The organism is Brevundimonas sp. NPDC055311 (assembly GCF_053645695.1).
The window spans coordinates 32,212-47,017 of sequence record NZ_JBSHMV010000006.1; the positions used below are offsets into that span (position 1 = coordinate 32,212).

Annotated in this window: 16 protein-coding genes; 8 read left to right on the forward strand and 8 right to left on the reverse strand. The window is 63.6% G+C overall.

Going from position 1 to position 14,806, the window contains the following annotated elements; all coding sequences use genetic code 11:
• The first annotated feature begins 53 nt into the window (after positions 1-53).
• Together ACWIDZ_RS15190 and ACWIDZ_RS15195 are read left to right on the forward strand one after the other, a co-directional pair.
• Positions 54-293, forward strand: a complete 240-nt coding sequence (locus ACWIDZ_RS15190; RefSeq protein WP_024353828.1) for a hypothetical protein — start codon at positions 54-56, stop codon at positions 291-293.
• Positions 294-559: 266 nt separating this feature from the next.
• Entirely contained in the window at positions 560-736 is a 177-nt protein-coding gene (locus tag ACWIDZ_RS15195) for a DUF1328 domain-containing protein (RefSeq protein ID WP_200165181.1), read from the forward strand.
• Positions 737-895: 159 nt separating this feature from the next.
• Here the strand turns inward: ACWIDZ_RS15195 and ACWIDZ_RS15200 are convergent, their stop codons facing one another.
• Positions 896-1,105 (reverse strand): cold-shock protein, encoded by a 210-nt coding sequence (locus ACWIDZ_RS15200; protein WP_200165182.1) that lies wholly within the window; start codon positions 1,103-1,105, stop codon positions 896-898.
• Positions 1,106-2,297: 1,192 nt separating this feature from the next.
• Between ACWIDZ_RS15200 and ACWIDZ_RS15205 the strand changes: the two genes are divergently transcribed.
• Entirely contained in the window at positions 2,298-2,939 is a 642-nt protein-coding gene (locus ACWIDZ_RS15205) for a DUF421 domain-containing protein (protein WP_453990085.1), read from the forward strand.
• Between the two features lie 367 nt (positions 2,940-3,306).
• Here ACWIDZ_RS15205 and ACWIDZ_RS15210 read toward each other — a convergent pair whose 3' ends face one another.
• The 6 genes from ACWIDZ_RS15210 to ACWIDZ_RS15235 form a co-directional block, all read right to left on the reverse strand.
• The gene (locus ACWIDZ_RS15210; protein WP_338575352.1) at positions 3,307-3,630 is read right to left on the reverse strand and encodes a hypothetical protein; all 324 of its coding nucleotides are present in this window, start codon (positions 3,628-3,630) and stop codon (positions 3,307-3,309) included.
• A 131-nt stretch (positions 3,631-3,761) separates the two neighbouring features.
• Positions 3,762-4,004, reverse strand: coding sequence for a hypothetical protein (locus ACWIDZ_RS15215; RefSeq protein WP_269298577.1), 243 nt, complete (start codon positions 4,002-4,004; stop codon positions 3,762-3,764).
• A 179-nt stretch (positions 4,005-4,183) separates the two neighbouring features.
• The gene (locus ACWIDZ_RS15220; RefSeq protein WP_269298575.1) at positions 4,184-4,525 is read right to left on the reverse strand and encodes a nuclear transport factor 2 family protein; all 342 of its coding nucleotides are present in this window, start codon (positions 4,523-4,525) and stop codon (positions 4,184-4,186) included.
• A 63-nt stretch (positions 4,526-4,588) separates the two neighbouring features.
• Positions 4,589-7,804, reverse strand: coding sequence for an error-prone DNA polymerase (locus ACWIDZ_RS15225; protein ID WP_453990088.1), 3,216 nt, complete (start codon positions 7,802-7,804; stop codon positions 4,589-4,591).
• A complete protein-coding gene (locus tag ACWIDZ_RS15230) occupies positions 7,801-9,261 on the reverse strand; it encodes a DUF6504 family protein (RefSeq protein WP_453990090.1) in 1,461 nt (486 codons plus the stop codon). Before ACWIDZ_RS15230 ends, ACWIDZ_RS15225 begins: the two co-directional genes overlap by 4 nt.
• Positions 9,236-9,994, reverse strand: coding sequence for an ImuA family protein (locus tag ACWIDZ_RS15235; RefSeq protein WP_453990092.1), 759 nt, complete (start codon positions 9,992-9,994; stop codon positions 9,236-9,238). Before ACWIDZ_RS15235 ends, ACWIDZ_RS15230 begins: the two co-directional genes overlap by 26 nt.
• A 162-nt stretch (positions 9,995-10,156) precedes the next feature.
• On the opposite strand from ACWIDZ_RS15235, the gene ACWIDZ_RS15240 reads away from it, so the two are divergent.
• The 5 genes from ACWIDZ_RS15240 to xth all read left to right on the forward strand — a co-directional run bounded on the left by ACWIDZ_RS15240 (position 10,157) and on the right by xth (position 13,830).
• Complete coding sequence (locus ACWIDZ_RS15240) at positions 10,157-10,378, forward strand: DUF2945 domain-containing protein (protein WP_453990094.1); 222 nt, start codon at positions 10,157-10,159, stop codon at positions 10,376-10,378.
• Positions 10,375-10,920, forward strand: a complete 546-nt coding sequence (locus ACWIDZ_RS15245) for a DUF488 domain-containing protein (RefSeq protein WP_453990096.1) — start codon at positions 10,375-10,377, stop codon at positions 10,918-10,920. Before ACWIDZ_RS15240 ends, ACWIDZ_RS15245 begins: the two co-directional genes overlap by 4 nt.
• Before the next feature lie 68 nt (positions 10,921-10,988).
• A complete protein-coding gene (locus ACWIDZ_RS15250; protein WP_145915895.1) occupies positions 10,989-11,165 on the forward strand; it encodes a hypothetical protein in 177 nt (58 codons plus the stop codon).
• Between the two features lie 2 nt (positions 11,166-11,167).
• Positions 11,168-13,018, forward strand: a complete 1,851-nt coding sequence (gene ligD / locus ACWIDZ_RS15255; RefSeq protein WP_453990098.1) for a DNA ligase D — start codon at positions 11,168-11,170, stop codon at positions 13,016-13,018.
• Complete coding sequence (gene xth, locus ACWIDZ_RS15260; protein WP_346487781.1) at positions 13,015-13,830, forward strand: exodeoxyribonuclease III; 816 nt, start codon at positions 13,015-13,017, stop codon at positions 13,828-13,830. The genes ligD and xth overlap by 4 nt, the downstream gene beginning before the upstream one ends.
• Positions 13,831-13,982: 152 nt before the next feature.
• Here the strand turns inward: xth and ACWIDZ_RS15265 are convergent, their stop codons facing one another.
• Positions 13,983-14,759: a SapC family protein gene (locus ACWIDZ_RS15265; RefSeq protein WP_453990100.1), complete on the reverse strand. Its 777-nt coding sequence runs from the start codon at positions 14,757-14,759 to the stop codon at positions 13,983-13,985.
• Between the last annotated feature and the right edge of the window lie 47 nt (positions 14,760-14,806).

The following is a 14,806-nucleotide window of genomic DNA, read 5'->3' on the forward strand; positions in this document are numbered from 1 at the left end:
TGGGAACCGTCTATCGCCTCCCGAGCTTTATCGGCTCGTTCAGGAGGTCGATCATGGTCGTCAGTTCACGCGCCACCCTGCGCGATCAGGCCGGGGTGAAACTCGTTCGGATAGAGCGCCTGGCCAAGCAGCAGCGCGAGATTTCCTTTCGGCTGTCGTCGCATCGAGACGGCAGCAAGCGCCTGATCATGGATGAGGCAGAGGCGCATCGCGCTTTCGCGCGAGAAGTCGCCGCCTCCCTTCAGGACCCCGTCGTCCTCGGCCTCATCGAGCGCGGCGTCCTGCAGAACTGAAAACCCCTCGCCGGCGCTTGGGGCATCCGGCGAGGGGCTCGGCGGTTCTCAGACGGCAGCCCCGAGGATGGGGTGGGCTGCGAAAGGCCAACTGGCGGGCGCTTGCCGGGTTCCAAATGATCGCCAATGGACGTCGCTGCAAAGTCGGATAGCACGGTTCCAGTCCCTCGGAACGCTCAAGCCTCCGATACGTTGGCCGACGGGTGGAGCGGTCGAAGCGGAGGCGTCGACGTTCACGCCGTCATCAACACGCCAGAGGACCATCCATGCTTCGTTGGGCCATCATCTTCTTCATCATCGCCCTGGTCGCCGCCGTGCTCGGCTTCGGCGGCATCTCGGGCATGTCGTTCGAGATCGCCAAATTCATCGCCATCATCGCCGTCATTCTGTTCGTCGTCTCGCTAGTTGTGGGCGGCATGCGCGGCCGTGGGCCGCGTATCTGACGCGTCATTTCTAGAACGCGTAAAGGCCCGGCCGCCGGTCGGGCCTTCTTGCTGCCGGCGCCTCACAGCCTCCGGGAAGTCAAAGCGTCTCTAGAAACGAGAAAGCCCGCCCTCCTAAGAGAGCGAGCCTCAATAGCGCCATTAAACTGGCGCGTTCGCTTAAACGACCTGCAGCTGACCTGCCGAAGTCTTACCCGAGCGCTGGTCGCGCTCGAGTTCATACGACAGCGCTTGGCCTTCGTTCAGGCCGCTGAGGCCAGCACGCTCGACAGCCGAGACGTGGACGAAGACGTCGCCGCCGCCAGCGTCAGGAGCAATAAAACCGAAACCCTTGGTAGGATTGTACCATTTGATAATGCCAGTAGCCATTTCCATGACCTCCGAGAAAGATTGCCCTGAGGAAAAGGTCCTGAGAGCTGTCGGGTCTAAGGAAACGGAAATCTCGATGCGTCGCAAAGAAATAGGGCGTTACGCAGAGATATCGACATCCAGACGGTGAGCTACAAAGACGGGACAAGCAAGGGTAAATATTATTTGGTTCGAGTTGAGCGCTCTACCAGATTTAATATCGAGCAATTACAGGGCGCTTCTGGAGCGCACAGAAGTTTATCACCTGCGGCTTCACAATGGTGCTACGCGTACTGTTCGCTGGCTACCGCCAACGGAGATTACGGACCAATGGATCATCGGAGGCTGACTGCGGCTGAAAAGCGCCTCGTAATCGCCGCCGCGTTTGGGGGTGTGATCGCACTGGCCGTAATCATCTGGGCCGTTCTGACGATCATTGCAGGCGGTGCTGATTAATTTCTTGTGGGCCTTGCGCTTGTAACACTGGCTCCCACTTAAGCTACGAGCCTCGGCTCATTAGGCCCGTCTGAGTCCCAATGTGGCAGACGGGTTTTCTTATGCTCGTCAGCCAGGCTTTGGCGGCAACTCGGCGGCGCGTTAATTGGGGCGGGCCTTCCGGCTTCACTTCAATGCGCGAGTGATAGACGCGAGCTCTTTCTCGCCCCGCGCTTCCGCCGCAAGCCTCAAGCCTCAAGCCTCATGCGAGCCTTATAAGCCTTGTTTTCCTTTGCTGCGTGATTTCGAGCCTGCTCCGCAGTTATTGTTGTACATGCGCCAAGAGGTTTCACCGGTCGACCATCCAGCTTTATCAACTTCCGCAGCTTCATCTGAAACTGCCCGAGAGTTGTTTCGCGACCTGGATGGGCGTGTCGGTCATTCGATATCCTCCGAGCGGCGCAGCGACGCGATCACCTGTTGGAGTTGGCGGATCTCGCCTTCCTTCTGCTCCGCCTTCTCCAGAGCGGCGTCTCGTTCCTGTCGTAAAGATCAGCTGTGAGCTTCCTGACCTGGGCGTCGAGCGCCACCGCGCGGTCATGCGCAGCGGCGAGGTCGGCCTGCCTATCCGGCGACGCCCCACAAGGACTGCATGGTTACGGTTGAATCTCCTGAATCTACACCGCCCCTTTGCTGAGGGTGCGATTAGGCACACAGCCAACCCTAAACCGCGCGCTGCGTTGTGAAGCTATCGGCTTAACTGCAAGGACGCGGAAAGATGAAAGCACCCCCCCATCTTGCGGACCTGAGTGCTCTGCCCAAGCTGGCGACTGTCCCGCCTAAAATACGCTTACGAAAGGTAGAAGCTCTCGGCGTCACGCTTATCGCAGCCCTGGTTTTCCTCGGAGCTGTCGGCGTCATCGAGCCGGAGGAAAGCAACGGTCTGGATTTGATCGTGCGGGTCACGATCATATTCGTCGCTCTAACAGCGGGGTTTCGGTTCCTTGGCAAGCGTGAGCTTAGCCAGATGTCGCCGTTCGAGATCGTCACGCTTCTGATGATAGCCGAGATCGTATCGCCGTCCCTGACGGCTGGCGACGAGTCTATCCCAGGAGCCTTGGTCGGGGCCGCTACCCTTCTGTTCCTGACCTTTATCGACTCGGTGATGACCTACCGGCTGAAATGGTTTCAAACCGTCAGCGAGGCGCTGCCTGCGATCGTGATCAATAGGGGCAGGCTCGTCGAAGATGCTTTGCACAAGGATCGCATCAGAACGGACGAAATCCTGTCGGAAATGCGCAAGGCCGGGATCGAGCGGCTGGATATGATCAAATGGGGCGTGCTGGAGCCCGATGGCCGGCTATCGTTCGTTCGATACGACGGGGAAGACACAGGTGCAGAAGAGCCATTGGTTAGCTAGGCTAGAGTTTGGAACCTAAGGGGCAGCCTGCTGGAACGGGATCGGCGCCCACCGCTTGGTTAAGGGCAACCCTAGAGAGGATATGACCATGACCGACGTCCCGCCAAACGACCCAAACTCTCGCGGCCCCGCCGATAAAGACAGCCTCCAGGAGCAAGCCAGACGCGAGACCGACGAAGCTGAGCGCCGGGAACGGGAGCCTGATCCCAGCGTCACTACGCCTCAACCGGATGAGAACCCCGACCAGCGCCGAAAGCTGGAGGAGGAAGCGGCGAAAGCTCCACCGGCGACGCCGCCGATCGCTAACCCAGACTGATCAACCGAGGTTCAGTCGGACGGCGGCCCGGGCAGAGCCGCCGTCCAAGCTTCAGTTCCTGCCCTGCACGATGTCGCGGTTAGCCGCCCTGGTCTTGGGGCCCTGAGAATCCATGGTTTCGGTACGGTCGGGCCGGTTCGCGTGATTGGCGCCCTGCTGAACGGCTTCTCCGTCCAAGGCCTCCCCTTCGTCCATATAGTCGGACACCTCGCCGGCGGCGGGCGGGGCTAGCGAGCTGTCGGAAACATCCGATGCCGCGTAGGAGCGAGGTTCTTCTTTGCGGTCCTGATCTGTCGCCTGGTCGCGTGGAGCCGCCGGATCGGTCGCGGCATTCTGAGCGGTCGCGCTGGACGATGACGTGTTCTGGTGTGGCATGTCTTGCTCCTTCGTTGTGTCTATCGAAAGACGCGCGACGCTCTCTGTTCCATACTGCTCAGGCTAGGTGACCTCTTCATTCAATTGGAAACGGCGGCCCCGGATGGAGCCGCCGTTCTTCTGTCGAGCTCCTACTCCGGACGACCGGTCGCTGGCGCGCGCTCTTGGCTGAGATCCACGTGCGCTGGGTTCGGCGTCAGATCGAGCATCGCGCCGGTTCCCGCATCGATTCCGGCGCCAAGGATGCCCCCGACGAGGACGTTTCCGGCCATGGCGACGCCGCCACCGGTGGAAACCTTGTTGGTCACGGTCACAGTCGCCAGCTGATACCCCTCCAGCGTTGAGGTCGCCACGAACTCCGACTTGCGCGGCATCTTGATGGCGATACCGTCACTCTTCGCGGGACAACCCAAAGCGGACCTTTCGACCCACCGCAATGAGTCGCAAGCCGTAGTGAAATAGACTCCCGAGTCCGATCCAGGCCCGCACTCGCGATTTGCTGCAAAACGTACAGGCTCCTGGGCTTGGTCGCGACAACGCGCTACGAGAAACATCAAGCCTCGACGGTTTGCTGATGCTGGATGATAAGCCAACGACCTTCGGAGAGGAGGTAAGTGGACGTGCAGACGCAGCGGTAGGTAGGAGCTTCTGGTCGATCAGCCGCCGCGCGATAGCCAATAACAATAAGGTCGGCGCTCGCTTGGGCGATTGTGTAGTCGCTGGGTGTGACCTCGCGCCAACGCGGTCCGGTGATGCTATCGATGACAGTCTCAGCGTCCAGGATTCCAACCTCGGCGAAGGCCATCAGGCAGCGCGGATGCAGGAGCGCTGCGTAGGTTTCGCGACCGCCGAGCCAGAGGCTTTTCTCAAGCGTCCAGATTTCGTCAAACGTCATGCCGTGCTCTCTTATTCTGAGGAACGCCTCGGATCCGTTGTCGATCCTGCTAACGTCGCGGGACTAGCGAAAATCCCGCGGCTTGATACGCAGACCCCTGCCCTCGCGCGCATCGGAGCCGCTCGATCCGTGATGGAACTCGTCGCCACGTCCGTGCGGCAACGGGAAAGCGTCATCCTTCTCGCCGATCCGGCCCAGCCGGTCCGACAGGTCGAAGAGTTTCGCGGCAACGAGGTGAACGACGTCGCCTTCGCGTTGGACGCACCCCTGCACGGCGATCATGCTCGAGCCGAGTATCACGCGGCGGTGCTTCTCGTAGATGTCGGGCCAGACGACCAGATTGGCCACTCCAGTCTCATCCTCGATGGTGATGAACATGACGCCCTTCGCGGACCCCGGCTTCTGGCGCACCAGCACCAGACCCGCGATCTTGGTGAGGCGGCCGTCGCGCGTCCCCTGAGCCTGGGCGCAGGTGACGATGGCTTCGCCGGCCAGTTCGTCGCGCAGGAAGGCGACCGGATGGCGACGAAGCGAAAGACCGACATGCTGATAGTCCTCTACGACCTCCCTGCCCGCGGTCATCGCTTTCAGCGCCACCGCCTCCTCGTTGATCTCAGGCGGCGGCCGTCCATCGTCGCCGGCCGCCGCCGCGAACAAGGGCAAGGGCTCGTCGCGCAGCGCCTGGATCGCCCATAGCGCCTCGCGCCGCGCCAGACCGAAGGCCGCGCGGAAACCATCCGCCTCCGCCAGCCGCACCAACGCGGACACCTTGGCGTCCGAGCGCCGCCATACATCGTCGATGTCGGCGTAAGGGCGATCCCTGCCCGCCACGAGCGCCGCCCCGTCCGAATTGGCCAGCCCTGTGACCATGCGCAGGCCGAGCCGGACAGCGAAGGCGCCCGGGCGGTCCGTGGACTCAAGCGTGCAGTCCCAGCGCGAAGCGTTGACGCAGACGGGTCGCACCTCGACGCCATGCTCACGCGCGTCGCGAACGATCTGAGCCGGGGCGTAGAAGCCCATCGGCTGCGCGTTGAGAAGCGCCGCGCAAAAGACGTCGGGGTGCCAGCATTTAAGCCATGACGAGGCGTAGGCGATGAGTGCGAACGATGCGGCATGGCTTTCCGGAAATCCGTAGGAGCCGAAGCCTTCGAGCTGGCTGAACGTCCTGGTGGCGAACTCCTCGGTATAGCCGCGCGCCACCATGCCCTGGATCAGCTTGCCTCCGAAGGCCGATACGCCGCCGGTGTGCTTGAACGTCGCCATTGCGCGGCGCAGTTGGTCCGCCTCGCCGGGGGTGAAGCCGGCGCATTCGATGGCGACGCGCATCGCCTGTTCCTGAAACAGGGGCACGCCGAGCGTCTTGCCCAGCACCCGCTCCAGTTCGGGCGTCGGATAGTCGACGGGTTCGCGTCCCTCGCGCCGCCGCAGGTAGGGATGGACCATGTCGCCCTGGATCGGACCGGGCCGGACGATCGCCACCTCGATGACGAGGTCATAGAAGGTGCGCGGCTTCATGCGGGGCAGCATCGCCATCTGCGCCCGGCTCTCAATCTGGAAGACTCCGAGGGTATCGGCCTTCCGGATCATCGCATAGGTGCGCGGGTCCTCCGCCGGGATGGTCGCGAGATCGAGGTCGACGCCCTTGTGCTCGCGAAGGAGATCGAACCCCCGGCGCATGCACGAGAGCATCCCCAGCGCCAGCACGTCGACCTTCATGAACTTCAGCGCGTCGATATCGTCCTTGTCCCATTCGATCACCTGTCGGTCTTCCATCGCGGCGGGTTCAATCGGGACCAGTTCGTCCAGGCGGTCCTCTGTCAGGACGAAGCCGCCGGGATGCTGCGACAGGTGGCGCGGCGCGCCGATCAGTTCGCGCGCGAGTTCGAGCGTCAGCCGCAATCGGCGGTCGGCCATATTGAGATTGAGTTCGCTCGCAAGCTTCTCGCCCGCCCCCTCGGTCGCCCAATGGCCGAGTTGCTTCGACAGGAGGCCGATCATGTCTTCGGGCAGGCCTAGCGCCTTGCCGACGTCGCGTAGCGCGCCCTTGGCGCGATAACGGATCACGGTCGAACAGAGGGCGGCGCGGTGACGGCCGTAAGTTTCATAAACCCACTGGATCACCTCCTCGCGCCGCTCATGCTCGAAGTCGACGTCGATGTCCGGGGGCTCCTTGCGTTCCTGGCTGACGAAGCGCTCGAACAGCAGGTCGTTACGGCCTGGATCGATCGAGGTGACGCCCAACACGAAGCAGACGGCGGAGTTGGCCGCCGATCCGCGCCCCTGGCAGAGGATGCCGAGCTTGCGCGCCTGCCGGACGATGGCGTCCACCGTCAGGAAATAGGGTGCATAGTCGAGGCTGGCGATCAGGGTCAGCTCATGACGAAGGGTCGCGGCGACCTCGCCCGGGAGGCCCTCGGGATAGCGCTCGGCTGCGCCTTCCCAGGTCCGTTTCTCCAAGGTCGCCTGCGCCGACAGACCGTGCTCGACCACCTCATGCGGATATTGATAGGCGAGTTCATCCAGGCTGAAGCGGCACCGCTCCGCGACCTCAACGCTGCGGGCGACGGCTTCGGGCCACAGGCGGAACAGCCGGGCCATTTCCTCGGGCGGTTTCAAATAGCGGTCGGCGTGGCGATTGCGGACGAAACCGGCGTCGTCGATCGTCACGCCCTCGCGGATGCAGGTCACGACGTCCTGCAGGACGCGGCGATAGGGATGGTGAAACAGGACATCGTTGGTCGCCACGGTCGGCACGCGCGCCGCCGACGCCAGATTGGAGAGGCCGTGCAGGCGAAGATAGTCTCGCGGCCGCCGACGCAAGGTCAGGGCGCAATAGGCGCGGTCGCCGAAGAGATCGGCGAGCCTTCGCAGCCGCCGCGCCGTCAGGTCATCGGCCTCGTCTGGAACCAGGACGGCGATCAGACCCTCGTTCCATGCGGCGACGTCGTCCCAATGGAGTTCGCATTTCGCCTTACCCGCACGACCCTTGCCGAGGCTGAGCAAGCGACACAGCCGGGCGTAGGCGGGCCGATCGGTGGGATAGACCAGAAGCTCGGTCCCGTCGGTGAGCACCAGCCGGGCGCCGACGATCAGGCGGACGCCGGTCGCCTTGGCCGCTTCGTGGGCGCGCACAATCCCCGCAAGCGAGTTGCGATCGGTGATCGCCAGCGCCTCGATCCCCAGCACGGCGGCCTGGCTGAAAAGCTCATCGGCCGACGAGGCGCCGCGCAGAAAGGAGAAATGCGAGGCGCATTGCAGTTCGGCATAGCGCGCGCTCATCCGAACAGCCCGTGCAGAAACCAGCGGTGCGAGCCCGTATGCGGGTCCTCGCCGTCGCCGGCCCGGTAGAGCCAGAAGCGCTCGCCCGCTTCATCCTCGACCTGGAAATAATCGCGCACCGCCTCCAGTTCGGCGTCGCGCGTCCACCATTCACCGAAGATCCGCTCCGGACCATCGGCGCGCATCACCCGTCGCCGCTGGCCGCGCCAGGTGAAGGCGGCGGGCGGATGGTCGGGCAGCAGCGCCATAGCTTCGACCAGCTCGGGCGGGTCGAGCAGCCGCGAGGGCCGCGGCCAGTCGAGAGGCCAGGTGCGCCCATCCGCCGGAGCCAGAGGTGCAAGGCGGCTCAGGCAGCGCTCGGGCACATCGCTCTCGCGCGGGGCGAGGCGATAAAGACGGTCCGCACCGATGCGGTTGGCGAGGGTGTCGATTAGCTCGGAGACATCGGCGGGCGCGGCTTCGACCAGGCTCGATGCGCCCGCCCGGTAGTGCAGCGGTTCGGCCACGGCGGCCGTCAGCGTCATGCGCTCGATTCCGAACCCCGGCGCTACGGTCTCGATCTTGTCGCAGAGGAGCCGGGTCAGGCGCCGGACGTCGCGCACCGGCTTGGCAGTCCCGATGCGGACCGCCTCGACCCGATTGTCGACGCGGTGAAACAGCAGGTCGAGCTTGCGCGCCCCGAGCCGCTTTTCCTCCAGCGCCTCGCAAAGCTGGACGACCAGCTTGCCGGTGTAGCGCGCCAGGGTCTCCGGCGCGCCGATCGGCTCGGCGAAATCACGCACGACCCGCACCAACTCCGCAGCCGTCATCAATTCGAACGGCTCTTCGACGCGGCCATAGGCCTGATCGAGCCGCCGCCCGACCTCGGGTCCGAACCGAAGGGCGAGCGGCGCGCGCGGCGCGGCGGCCAATTCGCCGATATGGTCAAAACCGAGCCGACGCAGAGCCTCAAGGACAACGGACGTCAGGCGCAGCGCGGCGATCGGCAAAGGGCTCAGCCGGTCCGCGACCTCATCGTCAGCGACCACGCTGGCTCCACCGCCGAACCGCGCGAGCGCATGGGCCGCGCCGTAGGAGGGTGCGACGACCGCCCGCGCGTGGATGCCCGCCGAGGCGAGCCGTCCGGTCAAGTCGTCGAGCAAGGCCGCCTCACCGCCCTTAAGGTGAGAGGCCCCAGCAATGTCGATCATCAGGCCGTCGGGCGGATCGGGCGCGACGATCGGCGCATAGCGCCGCAGCACCCACAGCGCGAGCCTGTCCAGCGCGCGATCATCGGCCTCCCGGTCGGCGTCCATCACGGTCAACTCCGCGACCAGAGCCTGAGCCTTCGCTACCGCCATGCCAGGATGGAGTCCGAGTCCCTGAGCGGCCGCATCGGCCGCCAGCACCATGCGTTTGCGGCCGTCGCGACCGACGAGCACGAGCGGCGCGTCAGGCGGCGGCGCGGATGCGCCCATCGACCGGCGCAACCGATCGGTCGGCCAAGTCGGCAGGGAGAGCGAGACGACCCTTCTCATCACAGGCTTCCAGGACAAAATCCGCGCATTCGCCGGCGCGGGACCGGATCAACTCGACCAGCCAGCGGGGGCGGCCGACACCCGGTACAGGCAGGGGTTCCGAAGGCAGGGCCGAGACTCGCCAGCGCGTGACGGCCGCGGTCGGCTGGCCGAAATCGCTGGCGTCTGACTGTCTGCGCCAGCGGCGCACCGCCAAACCCGGCACGCCCGACGCTTCCGCCGCAAGCTGCAAACGCCGCGAGGCGGTCATCGGCAGTTTGGACAGCTCAGCGACGACGCCGGCGAGGCCGCCGTGACGCAAGCCTTCTTCGAAACAGGCGAGCATGGCCTTGTCGTCGCCGATCTCGGCGTAGATCACCCTGTCAGGATGAAGCCCTGCTTGGGCCAGCGCCGGCGCGAAGAGGTCGCGCTGGCTTACGCACCACAGGACCGGCCCCTCCAAGCGAGCCATGATCCCCGCGGCGAACAGCGCCGCCGCCGCGCCGTTAAGCGCGCCTGCTCCGCCGCCAGCGACTTCGTGCAGCGCGCCCAGCGAGAGCCCGCCGCTAGGCAGCCGGCGATCCACCGCCTCGATCCCGAACGGCAACACCCCGCGGTCCCGCTTCTCGCTCGTCTCGATCCGACGAATGCGAGTGCGTAGCGCATCGAGAAGGGGTTTCGAGGGCGATGACATAGACTCCCAATTCTGCCGCGGGCTAAATGTTCCCCTTCTGTTCTACCCGCAATCGTGAAGAGTCAACACGGATCGCATAAGCTGCTGAAATCCGTTGGGGGTCGCCGGGCATGGGCGGGAACGAAATCGCCAAAGCCTGATTGTCCTTTTAGGAGATCAGGAATGGCCAAGACTTTCGACGTTGGCGATCGCGTCAGCTGGAACTCCGAGGCGGGCCGCGTGTCGGGCCGGATCATAAAAATTCACACCCGCGACTTTGATTACAAAGGTCACACGCACCGCGCGTCGGAAGCCGACCCCCAATACGAGATCAGGAGCGACAAAACGGATCACATCGCCGCCCATAAGGGCAGCGCTCTGGATCATGTGCGACACGACGCGTGACGCTGCCGTTCTACACGATCGGACACTCCAACCGGAGTTTTGAGGATTTCGTCGCCCTGCTGCAGGAGGCGCACGTCGAACGGGTGGTGGACGTCAGGAAGATTCCGATGTCCCGAACCCATCCTCAGTTCAACAAGACAACGCTTCCGGACATCTTGGCGGATTTTCAGATTTCTTACGAACATAGCGCCGCCCTGGGCGGTCGACGCGGGCAGGTGAAAGACGTGCCCGCGGACGTGAACGCATATTGGGAAAACAAGAGCTTCCACAACTATGCCGACTACGCCCTCTCACACGAGTTTCGTGACGGGCTCGAACGACTGATCGAGGCCGGCCGCCAGCAGCGCTGCGCAATCATGTGCTCCGAAGCGGTCTGGTGGCGATGTCACCGCAGGCTCATCGTCGACAATCTGCTCGCGCGCGGCGAGCCGGTTCTACACATCATGGGACGCGGTCGTCTGGAACCGGCTCGGCTGACAGGCGGGGCCGTAATTGGTTTGGACGAGACCGTCACCTATCCCGCTCCGATGAGCATGGACTAGGCCTGCCAATCAGCAGACGGCACCTTTCGCTCCGATGGCGCGTTGCGACTCCCGAGAGGAGACTTTCTATGTCCAAACGTGAGTTGATCGATACGGGCTCGGACAAGCGCTACGTCCGGCGCGACGAGAAGGGACAGTTCAAGGAATCCGACGATGTCGGCCGCTCGCTTGCTGCGGACCGCCGCCAGAAGGCGAAGCACGAGAGCAAGCCCGGCCAGGGCGACCGCGGCGATCGTCGGTCCTGACCATGGCCCGCGCCGTACGGCGCGCCGCCTCGGCGTCGTCCGTTTCCGTACCCGCCTTCCGTCCGGTCCAGCTCGCGACGCTGGTCGACGCCGTGCCGAGCGGAAACCGCTGGCTGCACGAGATGAAGTATGACGGCTATCGGCTGGAGGTCGCCATCGGAGGCGGACGCGCCCGCGCCTTCACCCGCTCAGGTCTCGACTGGTCGGAGAAATTCGCCAGGATCGTCGACGCCGCAGCCTCTCTAAATATCGACTCCGCCGTTCTGGACGGCGAGGCTGTCGTGTTCGACGCCGAGGGACGCTCGAGCTTTCAGACGCTTCAGGGCGCATTGAAAGGCGATCCAGCCAGGATCGACTATGTCGCCTTCGACCTCCTCGAAGTGAACGGTGAAGATCTGACCGGGCGGCCTCTTCTCGAGCGCAAGGCGCTTCTGCGCGACCTGCTGCCGACGAAGGCAGGACGGCTCCGCTACTCCGACCATATCCGTGGGAGCGGCGAAAAGCTGTTGAACAGCTTCTGCGCAGCTGGCCTGGAAGGCGTGGTGTCGAAGCTGGCCGACGGCCGCTATGTCGGCGCGCGGTCGGCGGGATGGGTGAAGACCAAATGCATCCAGCGCCAGGAGTTCGCCGTGGTTGGATGGACGCCTTCGGACAAGGCGCGCGCCTTTCGTTCCCTGATCCTCGCCGTCAACGAGGACGGCGCCCTGCGCTATGCGGGCAAGGTCGGGACAGGATTCGACGCTAAGGAACTGCAGCGGCTCATGTCCGTCATGGGCCCGCTCGAACAAAAATCGCCGACCGTCAAAGCGCCGCGCGCAGAGGTCCGGGGCGCCCACTGGCTCCGTCCCAAGCTCGTAGCGGAAATCGCCTTCACCGAAATGACCAACGAAGGCACGCTGCGTCATCCGAGCTATCTCGGCCTGCGCGACGACAAGAAGCCCGAAGCCGTTGTGGTCGAGAAGGCAGGGTCGGCCAGACAGGCGCAAGCGCCAGTGATCGTGCCGATCACAAACGCCGAGCGGATCATCTATCCCGAGAGCGAGATCACCAAGGGTCAGTTGGCGGAATATTACGCCGCCGTTGCGCCCATCATGCTGCCCTGGGCGGCCTCGCGGCCGATCAGCCTCGTTCGATGCCCGCAGGGCCGGGCCAAGAAATGCTTCTTCCAGAAACACGACGCCGGCAGCTTCGGGGAAGCGGTTCGCCATGTGGCGATCGAGGAGAAAGACGGCGAGGCCGAGCCCTACCTCTACATCGACACGGACGAAGGGCTGATGACGTGCGTGCAGATGGGCACGATCGAATTCCACGGCTGGGGCGCGCGCATCGAGGACGTCGAGAAGGCCGATCGCTTGGTCTTCGACCTTGATCCGGACGTCGGCCTCGATTTCGAGGCCGTGCGCTTCGCCGCTTTCCGCTTCCGAGACATCCTGAAGACGATCGGGCTGGAGACCTTCCCGATGGTTACAGGCGGCAAGGGCGTTCATGTCATCGCGCCGCTGACGCCGCGGGCCGAGTGGTCCGAGGTGAAAGATTTCGCCCGGCGGCTCGCCGTCGCAGTCGCTCAAACTGAGCCGACCAAGTTCACAGCCGCCCTGCCGAAGGCCCAGCGGAAGGGACGCATCTTCGTCGACTATCTGCGCAATCAGCGCGGCGCGACCGCCGTCATGCCCTACAGCGCCCGCGCTCGCGAAGGCGCGCCCGTCGCCGCGCCGATCACCTGGAAGGAGATGGAGACGATCGTAAGCCCGGCCCGCTTCCATGTCGGCGATCAGACCGAACTGCTTAAGCGCGCTGGTCTGAAGACGCTGTCATCTTGGGGACGCGCCGATCAGGCCTTGCCCGACCTGTGAAGATAGCGACTTACAATGTGAACGGGGTCAACGGCCGCCTGCCGGTGCTTCTCCGCTGGCTTGAGTTGGCTGAACCCGACATCGTCTGCTTGCAGGAATTGAAATCCCCTCAGGAAAAATTCCCCGAAAGCGCAATCCGCGATCTTGGCTATGACGTGATCTGGCACGGTCAGAGCCGGTGGAACGGCGTGGCGCTCCTGAGCCGGGTCGGCGAAATCCACGAGACCCGCCGCGGATTGCCGGGCGATCCTGAGGACCTTCAGAGCCGTTACATCGAAGGCGCCGTCAAGGGCGTGCTGATCGCGGGCCTCTATCTGCCCAACGGCAACCCTCGCCCTGGCCCCAGATTCGATTTCAAGCTGAGATGGTTCGAGCGCCTGCAGACCCATTTGGCGAGCCTCATCCGTCTCGAGGCCCCCGTGATCGTGGCTGGGGATTTCAACGTCATGCCGACGGACAGGGATGTATACGCCCCCGAGCGCTGGCGCGACGACGCCCTCTTCGCTCCCGAGGTGAAGGCAGCCTACCAGCGGTTGCTTGATCAGGGGTGGACGGACGCGATCCGCCGCCTTCACCCTGACGATGTCATCTACACCTTCTGGAAATACTGGCGCGGCGCGTTCGAGCGGAACGCGGGCTTGAGGATCGACCATCTCCTGCTGAACCCGCCAGCCGCCGCGCGGCTTGTGGCGGCCGGAGTCGATACCCGTCCGCGCGCCTGGGAGAAAACGAGTGACCACGCGCCGGTGTGGATTGAGATCGGCGAGCCGAAAGTCAGAAGGCGAAAGCCTCCTGTTCAGGAGTTGGGATGACGAAGACCGAAGAGTTCATTCTTCATGAGAATGACGGCTGCCGAACACGAGCGGTTTCCGGCTTCCTTTTTTGGGCATACCGGATGAGATCGCTGTGCGGCGGCTTCCTTGGACGCGCGGCCCAGCCTCGCTCCGTTGAAGCCGTCGCCGCCCTACGCCAGCGCCGGAACCTCAGCAGATGCCTCGCCGAGCCGAACCTGACGGAGGAAGATATCCCGCGTCAATTCCAATGAATGGAGATGAGCGAAGATCATGGACAAGACGCCGGTCTGGTTCCAGTTCTTCAGCACATCACCAGGCAGATCGGGCAATTTGGCTTGGTTGACCATCTGAAAGCCGCGGTAGACGAATGGACGCTCCGCTCCATCCTGCTGAATTGCGACCTCTCCTTCCATGAGCAAATCGTGTTGGATGAGTTCTGCTATGAACGCAGTAGTCTTTTGTCCGGCGGCCTCGAACTGCTCACAGAAATAGAGCGCCGCCTTACAAGCATCTGTTGGTGTTACGCCGTCAAACAACGCCTCTCCCTCAGCAAAATCTCCCACAAGGTTGCTCGAGGGATCGAAACAAAGGGAAAGCTCACTCGCTTCCGGCGTCAGCTTGGCCAGAATGAAGGGATACCGTCGCGCATAGGCGGGAACGTAAAAGGAGTCTGGTAAGGCGCCCGCACTGTCGACAAAAACGTTTACACCTTCATTCATGCCCATCAGGGCCAGCGGTATTGGGTCTCGACCTGAAGAAAAAATGACCGGGAAGTGTCGCTGCGCCTGCGGAAACTCCTCGACCGTCAGTGGTACCACGTGTTGGTTCGCGAGCCAGCTCGCCTTGTCCGTCGTCCGCCTACGCCACGACGCATGATCACGGCTGTTGAGCGCCATAACCCCTTTGTAGAATACAGGCAGTTCAACTGATTGCGGCGCCGTTGTCATTTGCGTCTCCAGGATATTTTTTCATGCGTTCAGCCATCGCCGCCTTT